This window comes from Streptomyces sp. NPDC005402, from assembly GCF_040606575.1.
GTDB lineage: Bacteria > Actinomycetota > Actinomycetes > Streptomycetales > Streptomycetaceae > Streptomyces.
The window spans coordinates 284894-301053 of sequence record NZ_JBEXFB010000009.1; the positions used below are offsets into that span (position 1 = coordinate 284894).

12 protein-coding genes are annotated in these 16160 nt (G+C 70.3%); 6 read left to right on the top strand and 6 right to left on the bottom strand.

Going from position 1 to position 16160, the window contains the following annotated elements:
* Positions 1–45 precede the first annotated feature (45 nt).
* From ABZT02_RS20085 to ABZT02_RS20095, 3 genes are read right to left on the bottom strand one after another with little or no spacing between them, the layout of a single operon-like run.
* Positions 46–1056 carry an ABC transporter permease gene (locus tag ABZT02_RS20085; RefSeq protein WP_356019298.1) on the bottom strand — a complete coding sequence of 337 codons (1011 nt, stop codon included), beginning with the start codon at positions 1054–1056 and terminating at the stop codon, positions 46–48.
* Positions 1049–2089 carry an ABC transporter permease gene (locus ABZT02_RS20090; protein WP_356019299.1) on the bottom strand — a complete coding sequence of 347 codons (1041 nt, stop codon included), beginning with the start codon at positions 2087–2089 and terminating at the stop codon, positions 1049–1051. Before ABZT02_RS20090 ends, ABZT02_RS20085 begins: the two co-directional genes overlap by 8 nt.
* Positions 2086–3603, bottom strand: coding sequence for a sugar ABC transporter ATP-binding protein (locus ABZT02_RS20095; protein ID WP_356019300.1), 1518 nt, complete (start codon positions 3601–3603; stop codon positions 2086–2088). The genes ABZT02_RS20090 and ABZT02_RS20095 overlap by 4 nt, the downstream gene beginning before the upstream one ends.
* A gap of 275 nt (positions 3604–3878) precedes the next feature.
* Here ABZT02_RS20095 and rhaI point away from each other — a divergent pair, with 275 nt between their 5' ends.
* The 6 genes from rhaI to ABZT02_RS20125 all read left to right on the top strand — a co-directional run bounded on the left by rhaI (position 3879) and on the right by ABZT02_RS20125 (position 11612).
* On the top strand, positions 3879–5039 hold the full coding sequence (gene rhaI / locus ABZT02_RS20100) for an L-rhamnose isomerase (RefSeq protein ID WP_356019301.1): 1161 nt from the start codon (positions 3879–3881) through the stop codon (positions 5037–5039).
* 139 nt (positions 5040–5178) lie between these two features.
* Positions 5179–7218, top strand: coding sequence for a bifunctional aldolase/short-chain dehydrogenase (locus ABZT02_RS20105; protein ID WP_356019302.1), 2040 nt, complete (start codon positions 5179–5181; stop codon positions 7216–7218).
* Positions 7215–8651 (top strand): FGGY-family carbohydrate kinase, encoded by a 1437-nt coding sequence (locus ABZT02_RS20110; RefSeq protein ID WP_356019303.1) that lies wholly within the window; start codon positions 7215–7217, stop codon positions 8649–8651. The genes ABZT02_RS20105 and ABZT02_RS20110 overlap by 4 nt, the downstream gene beginning before the upstream one ends.
* 71 nt (positions 8652–8722) lie before the next feature.
* Entirely contained in the window at positions 8723–9478 is a 756-nt protein-coding gene (locus ABZT02_RS20115) for a (Fe-S)-binding protein (RefSeq protein ID WP_356019304.1), read from the top strand.
* Positions 9475–10953, top strand: coding sequence for a LutB/LldF family L-lactate oxidation iron-sulfur protein (locus ABZT02_RS20120; protein WP_356019305.1), 1479 nt, complete (start codon positions 9475–9477; stop codon positions 10951–10953). The genes ABZT02_RS20115 and ABZT02_RS20120 overlap by 4 nt, the downstream gene beginning before the upstream one ends.
* Positions 10950–11612 carry an LUD domain-containing protein gene (locus ABZT02_RS20125; RefSeq protein ID WP_356019306.1) on the top strand — a complete coding sequence of 221 codons (663 nt, stop codon included), beginning with the start codon at positions 10950–10952 and terminating at the stop codon, positions 11610–11612. Before ABZT02_RS20120 ends, ABZT02_RS20125 begins: the two co-directional genes overlap by 4 nt.
* Here the strand turns inward: ABZT02_RS20125 and ABZT02_RS20130 are convergent.
* The 3 genes from ABZT02_RS20130 to ABZT02_RS20140 form a co-directional block, all read right to left on the bottom strand.
* Positions 11585–14614 carry a family 78 glycoside hydrolase catalytic domain gene (locus ABZT02_RS20130; protein ID WP_356019307.1) on the bottom strand — a complete coding sequence of 1010 codons (3030 nt, stop codon included), beginning with the start codon at positions 14612–14614 and terminating at the stop codon, positions 11585–11587. The genes ABZT02_RS20125 and ABZT02_RS20130 overlap by 28 nt on opposite strands.
* A gap of 158 nt (positions 14615–14772) precedes the next feature.
* Positions 14773–15372 (bottom strand): hypothetical protein, encoded by a 600-nt coding sequence (locus ABZT02_RS20135; RefSeq protein WP_356019308.1) that lies wholly within the window; start codon positions 15370–15372, stop codon positions 14773–14775.
* Between the two features lie 54 nt (positions 15373–15426).
* On the bottom strand, positions 15427–16071 hold the full coding sequence (locus ABZT02_RS20140) for a hypothetical protein (RefSeq protein ID WP_356019309.1): 645 nt from the start codon (positions 16069–16071) through the stop codon (positions 15427–15429).
* Positions 16072–16160 lie beyond the last annotated feature (89 nt).

Genomic DNA, 16160 nt, shown 5'->3' on the forward strand with positions numbered 1-16160 from the left:
CCTTACGAGGGTGAGCGGATACGAGGTTTCCTGGAGCGCCCGGGCCTACGCGGCCGGGGTGGGCGCCTTGGACGCCGGTGTCGAGGCGGCTCGGCGGCCGGCCCTCGCAACCGAGATCTGCCGTGCGACCCGGGGGCCCAGCACGGAGAGGACGAGCAGAACGCCGGTGACGACGATCTGGGACTGGGCGGAGACGTCCTGGAGGCTCATCACGTTCTGCAGCGCCCCGAGGAGGAAGACTCCCGCGATCGCGCCGCCGAGCGTGCCCTTGCCGCCGTCGAAGTCGATGCCGCCCAGCAACACGGCCGCCACGACGGAGAGTTCGAGTCCCGTGGCGTTGTCGTAGCGGGCGCTGGCGTAGTGCAGTGCCCAGAAGATGCCGGTGAGCGAGGCCATCAGGCCCGTCACGGTGAACAGGATCAGCTTCTGCCGCTTGACCCGGATGCCGGCGAACCGCGCCGCCTCCTCGCTCGCGCCGGTCGCGAACACCGAGCGCCCGAACGGCGTGGCGTGCAGGACGACCACGGCGATCGCGAGCAGGACGAGGAAGGGCAGGAAGGCCTGCGGGATGAACGTGTCGCCGACCCGGCCCGCCGCGAAGTCCAGGTACTGCGTGGGGAAGTCGGTCACCGCGTCGGAGCCGAGCACGATCTGTGCGATGCCCCGGTAGGCGGCGAGGGTGCCGATGGTGACGGCGAGCGAGGGCAGGCCGAGCCGGGTGACCAGCAGGCCGTTGATCAGCCCGCAGACCACGCCGAGCAGCAGGCAGATCGGGATGATCACCTCGATCGTCAGGCCCTGGTTCCACAGGGCGCCCATCACCGCGCCGGACAGGCCTGCGGTGGAGGCGACGGAGAGGTCGATCTCGCCCGAGACGACCAGCAGGGTCATGGGCAGGGCGATCAGTGCGATCGGCAGGGTGTTGCCGATCAGGAACGACAGGTTCAGCGCGTTGCCGAAGCCGTCGACGGTGCCGAAGGACAGCAGCAGGACCACGATCAGGAGGGTGCCGACCACCGTGTCCCAGCGGATCGCGCGGCTGAGGGACTCAGGCATGGCGGGCGTTCCTCTTCTTCAGGGCGGAGGCCACGCGCAGCGCGACGACCCGGTCGACCGCGATGGCGAGGATGAGCAGGATGCCGTTGATGGCGAGCACCCAGACCGAGCTGACGCCGAGGGCGGGCAGCACGCTGTTGATGGAGGTCAGCAGCAGGGCGCCGAGCGCCGCGCCGTAGACGCTGCCGGAGCCGCCGGTGAAGACGACGCCGCCGACCACGACCGCGCTGACGACGGTCAGTTCGTAGCCGGTGCCGGTCCCGGAGTCGACGTTGCCGAACCGGGCCAGGTACAACGCCCCGGCGAGGCCGGCGAGACCGCCGCAGAAGGTGTACGCGGCCAGGATCCGCTTGCGCACCGGGATGCCGGCGAGCCGTGCGGCCTCGGGGTTGGAGCCGAGCGCGTACAGCTCGCGTCCGCTGCCGAAGTGCTTGAGGTAGTAGGCGGTGGCGATGAGCACCGCCAGCGCGATCAGCGCCAGCCAGGGCACCGCGGAGATGCCGCCCGAGCCGAAGTTCACGAAACTGTCCGGGAGGTCCGCCGCCGTGATCTGGCGGGAGCCGACCCAGATGGAGTCGATGCCCCGGATGATGTAGAGCGTGCCGAGGGTGACCACGAGCGCGGGCACCTGGCCGAGGCTGACCAGGAGGCCGTTGAGCAGGCCGAAGCCGATGCCGAGCAGCATCGCGAGGACGATCGCCACCACGGGGTTCCCGCCGCCGTGCAGATAGGTGCCGGCAGCGAAGGCGCTGATGCCGAGGATGGAGCCGACCGAGAGGTCGACGTTCCTCGTGATGACGACCAGCGACTGGCCGGTGGCGACCAGCACCAGGATCGTGGCGTTCAGCAGCAGGTCCTTGATGCCCTGCTCGGTGAGGAAGTCGCTGTTCCCGATCTGGGTGACGACGATCATCACCAGGAAGACGACCAGGATGGCCAGCTCGCGCATCTTGAAGACGCGGTCGACCAGACGGGTGCCGCTGGACTTGGGTACGTCGGTCACGGGGGCCTGGTTGGGAGTCGTCACCGTCATGCGGCGGCCCTCCCGGTGGCTGCGGCCATCACGGTTTCCTCGGTGGCGTCGGAGCGCGGGATCTCGGCGGTGAGGCGGCCCTCGTGCATCACGAGCACGCGGTCCGCCATGCCGAGGATCTCGGGCAGGTCGGAGGAGATCATCAGGATGGCCACCCCGTCGGCGGCCAGTTCGCTGAGCAGCCGGTGCACCTCGGCCTTGGTGCCGACGTCGATGCCACGGGTCGGCTCGTCGACGATGAGCACCTTGGGGCCGGTGGCCAGCCACTTGGCGAGGACGACCTTCTGCTGGTTGCCGCCCGACAGGGTGTTGACGGTGTCGGCGATGCGGGCGTACTTCACCTGGAGCTTGACGGCCCAGTCGAGTGAACGGCTGCGTTCGGCGCCGCGGTCCATCAGGCCCGCCTTGACGGTCGTGCGCAGACCCGTGAGGCCGATGTTGCGCTCGATGGACATGTCCATCACGAGGCCCTGGGCGCGCCGGTCCTCGGGGACCAGGGCGAGGCCCGCGGCCATCGCGGTGGACGGGGCGCCGTTGACCAGCGCCCTGCCGTCCACGGAGACCTCGCCGGCGTCCCAGCGGTCGATGCCGAACACGGCGCGGGCGACCTCGGTACGGCCCGCTCCGACGAGCCCCGCGAGCCCGACGATCTCGCCTCGCCTGACCTCGAACGAGACGTCGGTGAAGACGCCCTCCCGGGTCAGCCGGCTCACCGTGAGCGCGACCTCGCCGGGGCGTACGTCCTGCTTGGGGTAGAGCTCTTCGAGGTCGCGGCCGACCATGCGGCGGACCAGGTCGTCCTCGGTCATGCCCTCGATCGGCTCGCTGGAGATCCAGGCGCCGTCACGCAGGGTGGTGACCGTCTGGCAGATCTGGAAGATCTCCTCCAGGCGGTGCGAGATGAACAGCACCGCGGCACCCTGCTCACGGAGCGCCTTGACGACGCCGAAGAGGCGGGCCACCTCGCTGCCGGTCAGGGCCGCCGTCGGCTCGTCCATGATCAGGACGCGGGCCTCGAAGGACAGCGCCTTGGCGATCTCGACGATCTGCTGGTCGGCGATGGACAGGCCGCGCGCCGGGCGATCGGGGTCGAGTTCGACCCCGAGGCGCTGCATCAGGGCCAGGGTCGCGGCGTGCGTGGCCTTGTGGTCGATCCGGCCGAGGGCGCGCCGGGGCTGGCGGCCCATGAAGATGTTCTCGGCGATCGACAGGTCGGGGAAGAGCGTGGGCTCCTGGTAGATCACGGCGATACCCGCGTCGCGGGCGTCACCGGGACCGTGGAAGACGACCGGCTCGCCGTCGAGCACTACCTGGCCGGTGTCCGGCCGGTGCACTCCCGCGAGGGTCTTGATGAGGGTCGACTTGCCCGCGCCGTTCTCGCCGGCGAGGGCGTGTACCTCCCCGGGAAACAGCTCCAGGGAGACGTCCCGCAGGGCGCGAACCGCGCCGAAGGACTTCGAGATGTCCCTGAGCGCGAGAACCGGGGCCGGACCCGTGGTGGACGGGTGGGTCATTGGGGGCTCCTCGACGACGCCGGCGGGACGGCCCTCACGGCGTCGTGAAAGGTTTCAACTTGGTTGCCGGGACGTTAGGCATGGAGCGCATGTCACGTCAATGGGTTCGTGTCGAAAAAGTTTCGATGGACTCAGGTCACAGGGGGGTCACGGGCAACAGCCTTGGTCGCAGGGGTTGACACCCCTGCGCGGTCGCCATACTTTCCCGTCTTGAATCGTTTCACAGGGAAGCAGTTCGGACAGCCCTCAAGACCCGACGTCACAGGAGCCCTCAAGTGACCGAGCTCGCCGCGGTGAAGGCCGCTCTCAAGACCCAGGCCGTCGAGACGCCGTCGTGGGCGTACGGGAACTCGGGAACCCGCTTCAAGGTGTTCGCCCAGCAGGGCGTACCGCGTACCCCGCAGGAGAAGCTGGAGGACGCGGCGCAGGTGCACGCGTTCACCGGGGTGGCCCCGACCGTCGCCCTGCACATCCCGTGGGACAAGGTCGAGGACTACGCCGCGCTGGCGAAATTCGCCGAGGAGCGGGGCGTGCAGCTCGGCGCCATCAACTCCAACACCTTCCAGGACGACGACTACAAGCTGGGCAGCATCTGCCATCCGGACGCCACCGTGCGGCGGAAGGCGCTGGATCACCTGCTGGAGTGCGTCGACATCATGGACGCCACCGGGTCCACGGACCTCAAGCTGTGGTTCGCCGACGGGACGAACTACCCCGGCCAGGACGATCTGCGGGCCCGGCAGGACCGGCTCGCCGAAGGTCTCTCCGAGGTGTACGACCGTCTGGGTGATGGGCAGCGGATGCTGCTCGAGTACAAGTTCTTCGAGCCGGCGTTCTACTCGACGGACGTGCCGGACTGGGGGACGGCGTACGCGCACTGCCTGAAGCTCGGCGAGAAGGCGCAGGTCGTCGTCGACACCGGGCACCACGCCCCCGGCACCAACATCGAGTTCATCGTGACCACGCTGCTGCGGGAGGGGAAGCTCGGCGGGTTCGACTTCAACTCGCGCTTCTACGCCGACGACGACCTCATGGTGGGCGCGGCCGATCCGTTCCAGCTGTTCCGGATCATGTACGAGGTCATTCGTGGCGGTGGGTTCACGCCCGACGTGGCGTTCATGCTCGACCAGTGCCACAACATCGAGGCGAAGATCCCGGCGATCATCCGGTCGGTGATGAACGTGCAGGAAGCTACCGCGAAGGCCCTGCTGGTCGACCGGGACGCTCTTGGCGTGGCTCAGCGCGAGGGCGACGTTCTTGAGGCGAACGCTGTGCTCATGGACGCGTACAACACGGATGTGCGGCCGCTGCTGGCCGAGGTGCGGGAGGAGATGGGGCTCGACGCGAACCCCATCGCTGCGTACAAGCGGTCCGGGTGGGCCGAGAAGATCGTGGCCTCGCGGGTTGGTGGGGAGCAGGCCGGCTGGGGGGCGTGAGCGTCTGCCTGGTTCTGTCGTCTGCGGGGTGCGGGTCCGTTGTGGCTGGTCGCGCCCGCGCGGCGGAGCCGCAAATTGATACAGCCCCGCGCCCCCAGAGAAGTCATCTCACCCTCATTTCAGTAAGGACTGGAAGTTCATGGCACTCCACCCCGAAGCCGCCGCTCTCCTCGCCCGGTCCCGCCGGCTCGGCTCCGATCCCCGTAACACCAACTACGCCGGCGGCAACGCGTCCGCCAAGGGCACCGACACCGATCCCGTCACCGGGGGTGATGTGGAGCTGATGTGGGTCAAGGGGTCCGGGGGTGATCTCGGGACGCTGACCGAGGCCGGGCTCGCGGTGCTGCGGCTCGACCGGATGCGGGCGCTCGTCGACGTGTACCCGGGTGTCGAGCGCGAGGACGAGATGGTCGCCGCGTTCGACTACTGCCTGCACGGCAAGGGGGGCGCCGCTCCTTCCATCGACACCGCCATGCACGGGCTGGTCGAGGCCGCGCACGTCGACCACCTGCATCCCGACTCCGGGATCGCGCTCGCCTGTGCGGCCGACGGGGAGAAGCTGACCGCCGAGTGTTTCGGGGACACCGTCGCCTGGGTGCCGTGGCGGCGGCCCGGGTTCCAGCTGGGGCTGGACATCGCGGCCATCAAGGCGGCCAACCCGCAGGCGATCGGTGTCGTCCTCGGTGGGCACGGCATCACCGCCTGGGGTGACACGGCCGAGGAGTGCGAGAAGAACTCGCTGCACATCATCCGGACCGCCGAGAGGTTCCTGGAGGAGCGCGGCAAGGCTGAGCCCTTCGGGCCCGTCATCGAGGGCTACGGCGCCCTCGGCGAGGCCGACCGGAAGGAGCGGGCGGCGGCGCTCGCGCCGTACGTCCGCGCCATCGCCTCCCAGGACAAGCCGCAGGTCGGGCACTTCAACGACTCGGCGCCGGTGCTGGAGTTCCTGGCCCGCGCGGAACACCCGCGCCTCGCCGCGCTCGGCACCTCCTGCCCCGACCACTTCCTGCGCACCAAGGTGCGGCCGCTCGTCCTGGACCTGCCGCCGACGGCTCCGCTGGAGGAGGCCGTCGCACGGCTCGACGAACTGCACGCCGAATACCGCGAGGAGTACGCCGCCTACTACCAGCGGCACGCTCTGCCCGACTCCCCCGCCATGCGCGGGGCCGACCCGGCGATCGTGCTGATTCCGGGTGTCGGCATGTTCTCCTTCGGCAAGGACAAGCAGACCGCCCGGGTCGCGGGTGAGTTCTACGTCAACGCGATCAACGTGATGCGGGGCGCCGAGGCCGTCTCGTCCTACGCGCCGATCGAGGAGTCCGAGAAGTTCCGCATCGAGTACTGGGCCCTTGAGGAGGCCAAGCTCCAGCGGATGCCGAAGCCCAAGCCGCTCGCGACCCGGGTCGCCCTCGTGACGGGGGCCGGCAGCGGGATCGGGAAGGCCATCGCGCAGCGCCTCGTCGCCGAGGGCGCGTGTGTCGTCGTCGCCGATCTCAACGCCGAGAACGCGGCCGCGGTCGCCGAGGAGCTCGGCGGGCCCGACAAGGCCGTCGCCGTGACCGTGGACGTCACCTCCGAGGAGCAGATCGCCGAGTCGTTCCGGGCCGCGGTGCTGGCCTTCGGCGGCGTGGACCTCGTCGTCAACAACGCCGGTATCTCCATCTCGAAGCCGCTCCTGGAGACCTCCGCCAAGGACTGGGACCTCCAGCACGACATCATGGCGCGCGGTTCCTTCCTGGTGTCGCGGGAGGCGGCCCGGGTGATGATCGCCCAGAAGCTCGGCGGCGACATCGTCTACATCGCCTCCAAGAACGCCGTGTTCGCCGGTCCCAACAACATCGCCTACTCCGCCACCAAGGCCGACCAGGCCCACCAAGTCCGTTTGCTGGCCGCCGAGTTGGGCGAGCACGGCATCCGCGTCAACGGTGTCAACCCCGATGGTGTGGTGCGCGGGTCCGGCATCTTCGCGGGCGGCTGGGGTGCCAAGCGGGCGGCCGTGTACGGCGTGGAGGAGGAGAAGCTCGGCGAGTTCTACGCCCAGCGGACCATCCTCAAGCGCGAGGTGCTCCCCGAGCATGTCGCCAACGCGGTCTTCGCCCTGACCGGTGGGGAGTTGACCCACACCACCGGTCTGCACGTCCCCGTCGACGCCGGCGTCGCGGCCGCCTTCCTGCGATGAGCGCGTCCGTGAAGTCGTACGCCGCGGTCGACCTCGGCGCGTCCAGCGGACGTGTCATGGTCGGCCGCGTCGGCCCCGACAGCCTGGAGCTGACCGAGGCGCACCGGTTCGTGAACCGGCCGGTCCGGCTCCCGGAGGGCCTGCGCTGGGACATCCTCTCGCTGTACGGCGGTGTCCTGGACGGGCTGAGGGCAGCCGGGCAGGTCGACTCGGTCGGCATCGACAGCTGGGCCGTGGACTACGGACTGCTGGACGCCGACGGGGCCTTGCTCGGCAACCCCGTGCACTACCGGGACTCCCGCACCGAGGGGATCGCGCAGAAGGTGTGGGCGACCGTGCCCGCGCCCGATCTCTACGCGGCGACCGGCTTGCAGTACGCGCCCTTCAACACGCTGTACCAGCTCGTGGCCGACCAACTCGTCGGTGCCCGGCGTCTGTTGCTCATTCCCGATCTGCTGGCGTACTGGCTGACCGGCGAGCAGGGCACGGAGCTGACCAACGCCTCCACGACCCAGCTGATCGATCCCCGGACGCGCGGATGGTCGTACGACATCGCCGAGCGGGTGGGGATCGATCTGGAGCTGTTCGCGCCGCTGCGGCAGCCGGGTGACCGGGCGGGACTGCTGCGGCCCGAGGTGCTGGAGGAGACCGGACTGCACGGGCCCGTGCCCGTGACGGCCGTCGGGTCGCACGACACCGCCTCCGCGGTGGCCGCCGTCCCCGCGTCCGGCGAGCGGTTCGCCTACATCTGCACCGGCACCTGGTCCCTGGCGGGGCTCGAGCTGGACGCGCCGGTGCTGACGGAGGAGAGCCGGGCCGCCAACTTCACCAATGAGCTGGGGCTCGACGGCACGGTCCGGTATCTGCGGAACATCATGGGGCTGTGGCTGCTCCAGGAGTGCGTACGGGCCTGGGGCGACCCCGACCTGGGCGAGCTGCTGCTGGAGGCGGCCAAGGTGCCGGCGCTGCGGTCGGTGGTGGACGCGGGAGACGCCATGTTCCTCGCTCCGGGCCGGATGCCGGAGCGGATCGCCGAGGCGTGCCGAGCCTCGGGGCAGCCGGTGCCCGTCTCCCCCGCCGAGGTCACGCGCTGCATCCTCGACTCGCTGGCCCTGGCCCACCGCAAGGCGGTCGAGGAGGCGCAGCGGCTGGCCGACCACCCCGTGGACGTCGTGCACGTCGTCGGGGGCGGGACGCGCAACGCCCTGCTGTGCCAGCTCACCGCCGACGCCTGCGGGCTGCCGGTGGTGGCGGGACCGACCGAGGCGGCCGCGCTCGGCAACGTCCTGGTCCAGGCGCGGGCCCACGGGCTCGTGGGCGACCTCGCGGGCGGGCGCGAGCTGCTCACCCGGACCCAGCCGCTCACCCGGTACGAGCCGCAGGGCGACACCGCGCGCTGGCGCGAGGCGCAGGCCCGGCTCGCCCGGGACTGACTAGGGCTCCCCCGAGCCCCGCCCTCCGCATTACGCTTCACTCATCCGATGACCGACCACAAGGAGCCGCGATGCGTGTCGCCCTGTTCCTGACCTGTGTCAACGACACGCTCTATCCGGACACCGGGCGCGCTGTGGTGAAACTGCTGACCAGGCTGGGCGTCGACGTCGACTTCCCGATGTCCCAGACCTGCTGCGGGCAGGCGCACTACAACACGGGCTACCGGCATGAGGCGGAACCGCTGGCCCGGCATTTCTCCGATGTCTTCCGGGACTACGAGGCGATCGTGACGCCGTCCGGATCGTGCGGGGCGATGGTGCGGGAACTGTATCCGCGGATGGGAGAGCGGGCCCGGGCGGAGGGGCGCGGAGAGAGCCTCGCGGCCACGCTGGCGCCCGTGGTGCCCAAGACGTACGAACTCACGGAGTTCCTGGTGGACGTGCTCGGGGTGACGGATGTCGGGGCGTTCTACCCGCACACGGTGACGTACCACCCGACCTGTCACGGACTGCGCGGTCTGGGCCTCGGTGACCGGCCGCGGCGGCTGCTCCAGGCGGTCAAGGGGCTTGAGCTGAAGGAGCTTCCGGGCGCCGACGAGTGCTGCGGCTTCGGCGGCACCTTCGCGCTGAAGAACTCCGATGTCTCGGCGGCGATGGGTACGGACAAGGTGCGCAACGCCGAGTCCACGGGCGCCGAGGTGCTGTGCGCGGCCGACAACTCCTGTCTGATGCACATCGGCGGCACGATGGGCCGGCTGGAGTCGGACATGCGGCCGGTGCACATCGCGGAGATCCTGGCGAGCACGGAGGAGGAGCCGACCGTATGAGCGGGACGTTCGTAGGGATGCCGGCCTTCCCCCGGGCCGCGCACGAGGCCGTCAACAACAAGACGCTGCGCGGCAATCTGCGCCACGCCACCCACACCATCCGCGCCAAGCGGGAGAAGGCCGTCGCCGAGGTGTCCGACTGGGCGGAGCTGCGCGAGGCGGGCAAGCGGATCAAGGACCACACACTGCGCCATCTCGACCGCTACCTCGTGCAGTTGGAGGAGTCGGTGAGGGCGGCGGGCGGCACCGTCCACTGGGCGGCCGACGCCGACGAGGCCAACGAGATCGTGACCCGGCTCGTCAAGATGACCGGCGAGTCGGAGGTCGTCAAGGTCAAGTCGATGGCCACGCAGGAGATCGGGCTCAACGAGGCTCTGGAGGCCGCGGGCATCCGGGCCTACGAGACCGATCTCGCCGAGCTGATCGTGCAGTTGGGCAAGGACCGGCCCTCCCACATCCTCGTCCCGGCCATCCACCGCAACCGGGGCGAGATCCGGGACATCTTCGAGCGCGAGATGAGCGAATGGGGCCGCCCGGCACCCGAGGGCCTCACCGACACGCCCGCCGAACTGGCGGAGGCGGCACGGCTGCACCTGCGGGAGAAGTTCCTGCGCGCCAAGGTCGGCATCTCCGGGGCCAACTTCATGGTCGCCGACACCGGCACCCTGGTGGTCGTGGAGTCCGAGGGCAACGGACGGATGTGTCTGACCCTGCCCGAGACGCTGATCTCGGTCGTCGGCATCGAGAAGATCGTGCCGACCTGGCGGGACCTGGAGGTCTTCCTCCAGACGCTCCCCCGCTCCTCGACGGCCGAGCGCATGAACCCGTACACGTCCACCTGGACCGGCACCACCGACGAGGACGGCCCGCAGAACTTCCATCTGGTGCTGCTCGACAACGGCCGCTCCGACACCCTCGCCGACGAGGTCGGCCGCCAGGCCCTGCGCTGCATCCGCTGCTCGGCCTGCCTCAACGTCTGCCCGGTGTACGAGCGGGCCGGCGGACACGCCTACGGCTCGGTCTACCCGGGTCCGATCGGCGCCATCCTCAGCCCTCAACTGAGGGGTACGGCAAGCGAGATCGACGCCTCACTGCCGTACGCCTCCTCGCTCTGCGGGGCCTGTTACGAGGTCTGCCCGGTCGCCATCGACATCCCCGAGGTGCTGGTCCATCTGCGCGAGCGGGTGGTGCAGGGCGGGCCGGTGGTCCGCGAGGGCAACAAGGTGGTGCTCAAACCCGCCAAGGGGCACGCGGCCGAGCGGGCGGCGATGCGGGCGGCCCGCTGGGCGTTCGCCCACCCCGGTGTCCTGCGCACCGGCCAGCGGGCGGCCTCGCGGACCCGCCGTCTCCATCCACGCACCCTGCCAGGTCCCGGCAAGGCGTGGAGCGGCACCCGGGACCTGCCTGCCGTGCCCGCGGAACCCTTCCGCGATTGGTGGCAGCGCACAGGCGGCGGCAAGGAGGCGGGCAAGTGAGCAGCAGGGAGCGGATCCTGGGCCGGGTGCGGCGTGCGCTGGCCGATACGCGGGGCGAGACCGAGGACACCCCGATCGAGCGCGCGTATCTGCGGGAGCACGGCGACCGGAGCGTCGAGGAGACGGTGGAGCTGCTGGCCGAGAACCTCGCGGACTACCGGGCGATCGTGCACCGCTGCACGACCGCCGACCTGCCGGCGACACTCGCCGGGATGCTCGCGGCCCGGGGATCGAAGACCGTCCTCGTGCCGCCGGGCCTGGAGCCGGCGTGGCTGGCGGAGGCCGACGCCGAGCAGGTCCCGGACCGGGTCGAGAGCACCCCGCACGAACTGGACCGGATCGACAGCGTGGTCACGGCGTGCGCGGTGGCCGTCGCCGAGACCGGCACCATCGTGCTGGACGGCGGCCCGGACCAGGGCCGCCGCCGCATCACGCTGGTCCCGGACCACCACATCTGTGTCGTACGGGTGCCGGACCAGGTCGTCTCCTCCGTGCCGCAGGCCCTCGAACGCCTCGACCCGGTACGCCCGTTGACCTGGATCTCCGGTCCTTCGGCGACCAGTGACATCGAGCTGGACCGGGTCGAGGGGGTGCACGGTCCGCGCACCCTGGAGGTGGTCCTGGTGGACTCTCAGGCGAGCGAGGACGTCAACTCGTAGCGGCCGGAGGGGAGTTCGTACGAGGCCACACCGCCTTCGAAGCCCCCGTACGTCACTCCCCCGACCTGCGACAGGGGTGTGCTGCCCTCGCGCACGGAGTCCGGGTCGGTCGTGGGGACGCACAGGGTCGCGGTGCTGTTGGCGGGGACCGCGACCCGGTGCGTGAACTCGCCGTCCCGTACCGTCCATGCGCTGACGATCTCGCCGTACGGCGACCGGTACGAGCCGGTGACCTGGGTGATCCTGCCGGTCGGGTCGAGGTGGGGCCGCAGGAGGAAGTGCCTGAAGCCCGGGTGGGCCGGGTCCATGGCGATGCCGGCCATGCTCTCGTACATCCACTCCATGATCGCGCCGTAGGCGTAGTGGTTGAACGAGTTCATCTCGACCGGCCCGAAGCCGTCCTCCTTCGCGTACGAGTTCCAGCGCTCCCAGACCGTCGTCGCGCCGTTCCTCACCGAGTACAGCCAGGACGGCATCGCGTCCTGGTGCAACACCGCGTAGGCCAGCTCCACCTGGCCCTCCTCGGTGAGGACGGGGGCCAGGACGTTCACCCCGAGGAAGCCGACGGAGAGGGTGTTCTCGGCGTATCCGACACGGGTGCTGCCGGGGTGGGCGGCCTTGTACTCGGCGGAGTTGCCGATGTTCTGGACGAGGAGCTCGACGATTGCGCGCCGCTGGACCTCGGTGTCGTACAGGCCGAGTTTGAGGACCCACAGCAGAGCGGTCTGGCTGTCGTCCTCGGTCTGCGTGGGGCTGCCTCCCGGGGTCCATGGCGGCGGGGAACCGAGGCCGGAGCGCACGGTGAGCCGGCCGCCCTCGGTGCTCAGGTACTTGGTGACGAACGCCCGCTTGATGCGGGAGAACAGCTCCTCGTAGGCGTGGGCCTCGGCGGTGCGGCCGGTGGCGCGGGCCATGTCCGCCATGAGGCGGGCGCTGTAGGCGTAGTAGGCGTCGCTGACGAGCTGGGTGCTGGTGACCTGGAAGGCCAGCCAGTCGCCGAAGATCGCGCCCTGTCCGGCGTAGGTGTCTCCGGTGCGGGCGCGGATCCAGTCCATGTAGGCCGTCATCGCGTCCCAGCTCCGGTCGACGATGGTGGAGTCGCCGCTCATCTGCCACACGGTCCAGGGCACGACGACGCCGCAGTCCGCCCAACCGCCGGCCGGGACCGGCTCGTTGTAGCGGGCGCCGGGCGCGATCCAGGTGAACTGGGCGCCGTCCGCGCCGTAGGTGCGCTGGGAGTCGATGAGGATGTCCTGGAAGTGGCTCAGGAAGGCGACCGAATCGGCGTTGTAGAGGCCCGTGCGGGAGAAGAGCTGGGTGTCGCCGGTCCAGCCGCAGCGCTCGTCGCGTTGCGGGCAGTCGGTGGGGACCCAGAGGTAGTTGCCGCGTTGGCCCCAACGGACGTTGCTGATCAGCTGGTTGACGTCGGAGTCGTCGGTGGTGACGTGGCCGATGTCGTGGAGGGCGGAGGTGGCGACCCTGCCGGTGAGTTCGGTGAGCGTGACGGTGGCGGTCGTGGTGACGGAGACGTAGCGGAAGCCGTAGAAGGTCAGGGAGTCCTGGTGGGTCTCGCCCTTCGGGTCGCCCTTGAGGATGTACGTGCTGGTGGCCTTGGCGGTGCGGAGGTTGGCCCGGTAGACGGAGCCCTCGGGGCCGTCGGCGCCCGCGCTGGTGTCGTTGAGCATCTCCCCCGGCTGGAAGGTGACTTCGGCTCCGGCGGGACCACGGAGGGTGTAGCGGGGGACGCCGACGAGGTTTTGTCCAAGGTCGATCACGGCGGTGTCGCCCGGGTGCAGAGTGAGGGGGGCGGTGGCGGCCTGGGCGGGATCGGTGACCGTGCGGGCGGGGTCGGGAACGAAATCGCCGCCGCCGGTGTGGACGGTGATCGACCGCGGCCTGCGGTCCCACTGGGGCATCAACCGGGCCGACTCGCCCGGGTAGGCGACCAGTCGGGAGGCGGGGAACCGCGTCGTGAAGTCATGTTCCTCGGTTCCGGACCAGGCGGAGGTGTCGAAGCCGTTGTCGGTCCAGCCGGGCAGTTCCCGGCGGGCGTCGTAGGTCTGGCCGTCGTAGAGGTCGTCGGCGCGGTAGGGGCCGGTGTCCGTGGCCCTCCAGTCGTCGCCGGGCGTGGTCACGACGGTCTGGGTCGAGCCGTCCTCGTAGCGGATCAGGAGCTTGGCCTTGAGGGCGAGGCGGTTGCCGGCCTCGGAGTGGTAGACGCTGTTCTCGGAGACGCGGCCGTTGTACCAGCCGTTGCCCAGGACCGCCGCGAGGGTGACCTGCGGCTGCTCCGCCACCAGGCCCGTCACGTCGTAGGTGAAGTAGCTGACGGTGGTGTCGTAGTTGGTCCACCCCGGGGTGAGGAGTTCGTACGTGGTGCCGCCGTCCTGGGGCACGGTGACCCGGCTGCCGTTGACGTAGGCGTCATACACGCCGAGCGCGGAGACGTAGAGCCGCGCTGCGCGCACGCGGCCCTCTTTCAGGGCCGTCTGCCTTCTCAGAAGCGGCGCGCCCGCGCTGTTCGGGGCCTTGCCCGCCATGCTGATCCACTTCGCGCCGTCCCAGCCGGTCACGCCGTCGGTGCTGAGCAGGCCGGTCTCGAAGCGGGCGGGCGGGGCCTCGGGGAGCCTGCGACCGCTCTCGTCCCAGACCTGGACCGTCCAGTGGTAGCGGGTCGAGGCGCGCAGGCCGGGGCCCGCGTAGCGCACGGCCACCGAGTCCGCGGAGTCGGTCCGGCCACTGTCCCAGACGTCCGCGCGGCCCTCGGCCAGGCGGTCGGGGGTGGACGCGACCAGGATGCGGTACGCCGTCTGACGCCGTCCGCGGACCCGGGACGCGGTGCGCCAGCCGAATCGCGGGCGGGCCGCGTCCACGCCGAGCGGATCGGTGCGGTGCTCCACGGTGAGGCCCTCGACGGCGGTGCGGTCGGCGGCCGGCGCCGCCCCCGGGACCGTCCTGCGGCGCCCTGCCGTGCCGTTCGTGCTGTCGGCTCCGTCGGTCATGCCGGGGTCCCTTCGGCTGCTGGAGTTGTATCGATTCAGCGGGGGCGGCGGTTGAAGCCAGTAGTCAACCGAAGGAGTGACTACCTTCCGCGTAACCGATTGAAACCGTTCAAGACGGGACGCCGTCCTCACGTCACCGACGCCACGGAGCCGTCACGTCAGCTGTAGACGATCGGGCAGCCGCGTCGCAGGCAGTGCTGGGCGGCGCGCAGGTACAGGGCGACGTAGAACGCGGCGTCCAGGTCCTCGGCCCACGGTCCCGGTCGTGCGGCGGCGACGTCCTTCACCGGACCGTCCAGGAACCACATGGTCAGATCGAGGTTGTCGCAGGCCGCAGGTATCTCGTCGACCGGCAGGCCGACAGCCCCGGCGAGCCGATCGGCGAGGGCGAGGACTTGAGGGGCACCGGCGACCATCGTCGTGTCGGCGTAGGAGTTCTCGACCGGCAGCCAGATCTCGTCGTCCAGCGCGAACGGCACCAGCAGCGACCAGCCGCAGAGCGTCTCGTACTCCTCCTGGGACAGATGCGCCCGGCACAGCGCCTCGAACCCGTCCATGGGAGGCACCAGCTTCTCCTCGAACGCGAGCCCCGCCCCGCGCACCACCCGTTCCGGCGCCTCCGGCACGGACTCGTACGGCGGCAGGCCCCGCCGGCGCAACTCCTCGTCGAGCGCCGCGGCGAGGGCGCCCCTGCCACCCTCGTCCTCGTCCGTGTCGAACCACTCCCGCGCGCCCACGCTGACCAGATAGATCCCCATGCGCCGAAAAGTACAGCGCCCCACTGACAACGCCCCCGCCCTGTGGCCTTACGGTCAGGGGCCGGTCAGCAGCAGCGTTGGCAGGGTGTCCTCCAGGATCCGCTCGCGGGGCAGGGTGAGGCCGAAGTGCCGCTGGAGTACCTCCAGGCAGGCCCGGTGCACGGCGGGGTGGTCCAGGTCGTCGTCGGGCAGGCCGGCAGCCGTGAGCCGCTCCTGGACGGCGGCGACCACCTCGGGGTCGCCCTCGGGGCTGCCGTACCCCCAACTTCCGTCCAGGTGCAGGTTGAACGCGCACATCAGGTTCTCGTCGTGGCGGTAGGCGAAGTTCGGGGGCACCGGTTTGCCGTTCTCCTCCTCGTACTCCAGGTGGTAGACGTGCAGGCCGCCGCGGTCGACCGGTCGGCTTCCGGTGCCGAACTCGCCCTGCCAGCCGCCGTACTTGATGACGTACGACCACTCGTCGAGCTCGCCGTGGCGCAGGGCGATGCCCTGGAAGACATCCCCGTACAGGCCTTCCAGCAGGTCCTGTACCTGGCGGCCGGTGAGTTCTCCGATGGAGCGGGGCCGGTAGGGCCGGTGAGCGGTCTCGGCGATCCGTCGCGCCAGCGATTCCGATTCGAGGTCGGGCGCGATCACCACGCTGTAGCCGCCCCAGGCGATGGACTGCGGTTCGGCGAGCCAGGCTATTCCGTCGGTCATGGCGATCAACCCTGCCGTATCCACCGGCGGGTGTCACTGAGTACACCCCCGAAGACGGGTTCTACGCCCAATGTCCCCGGGTCCGCGTC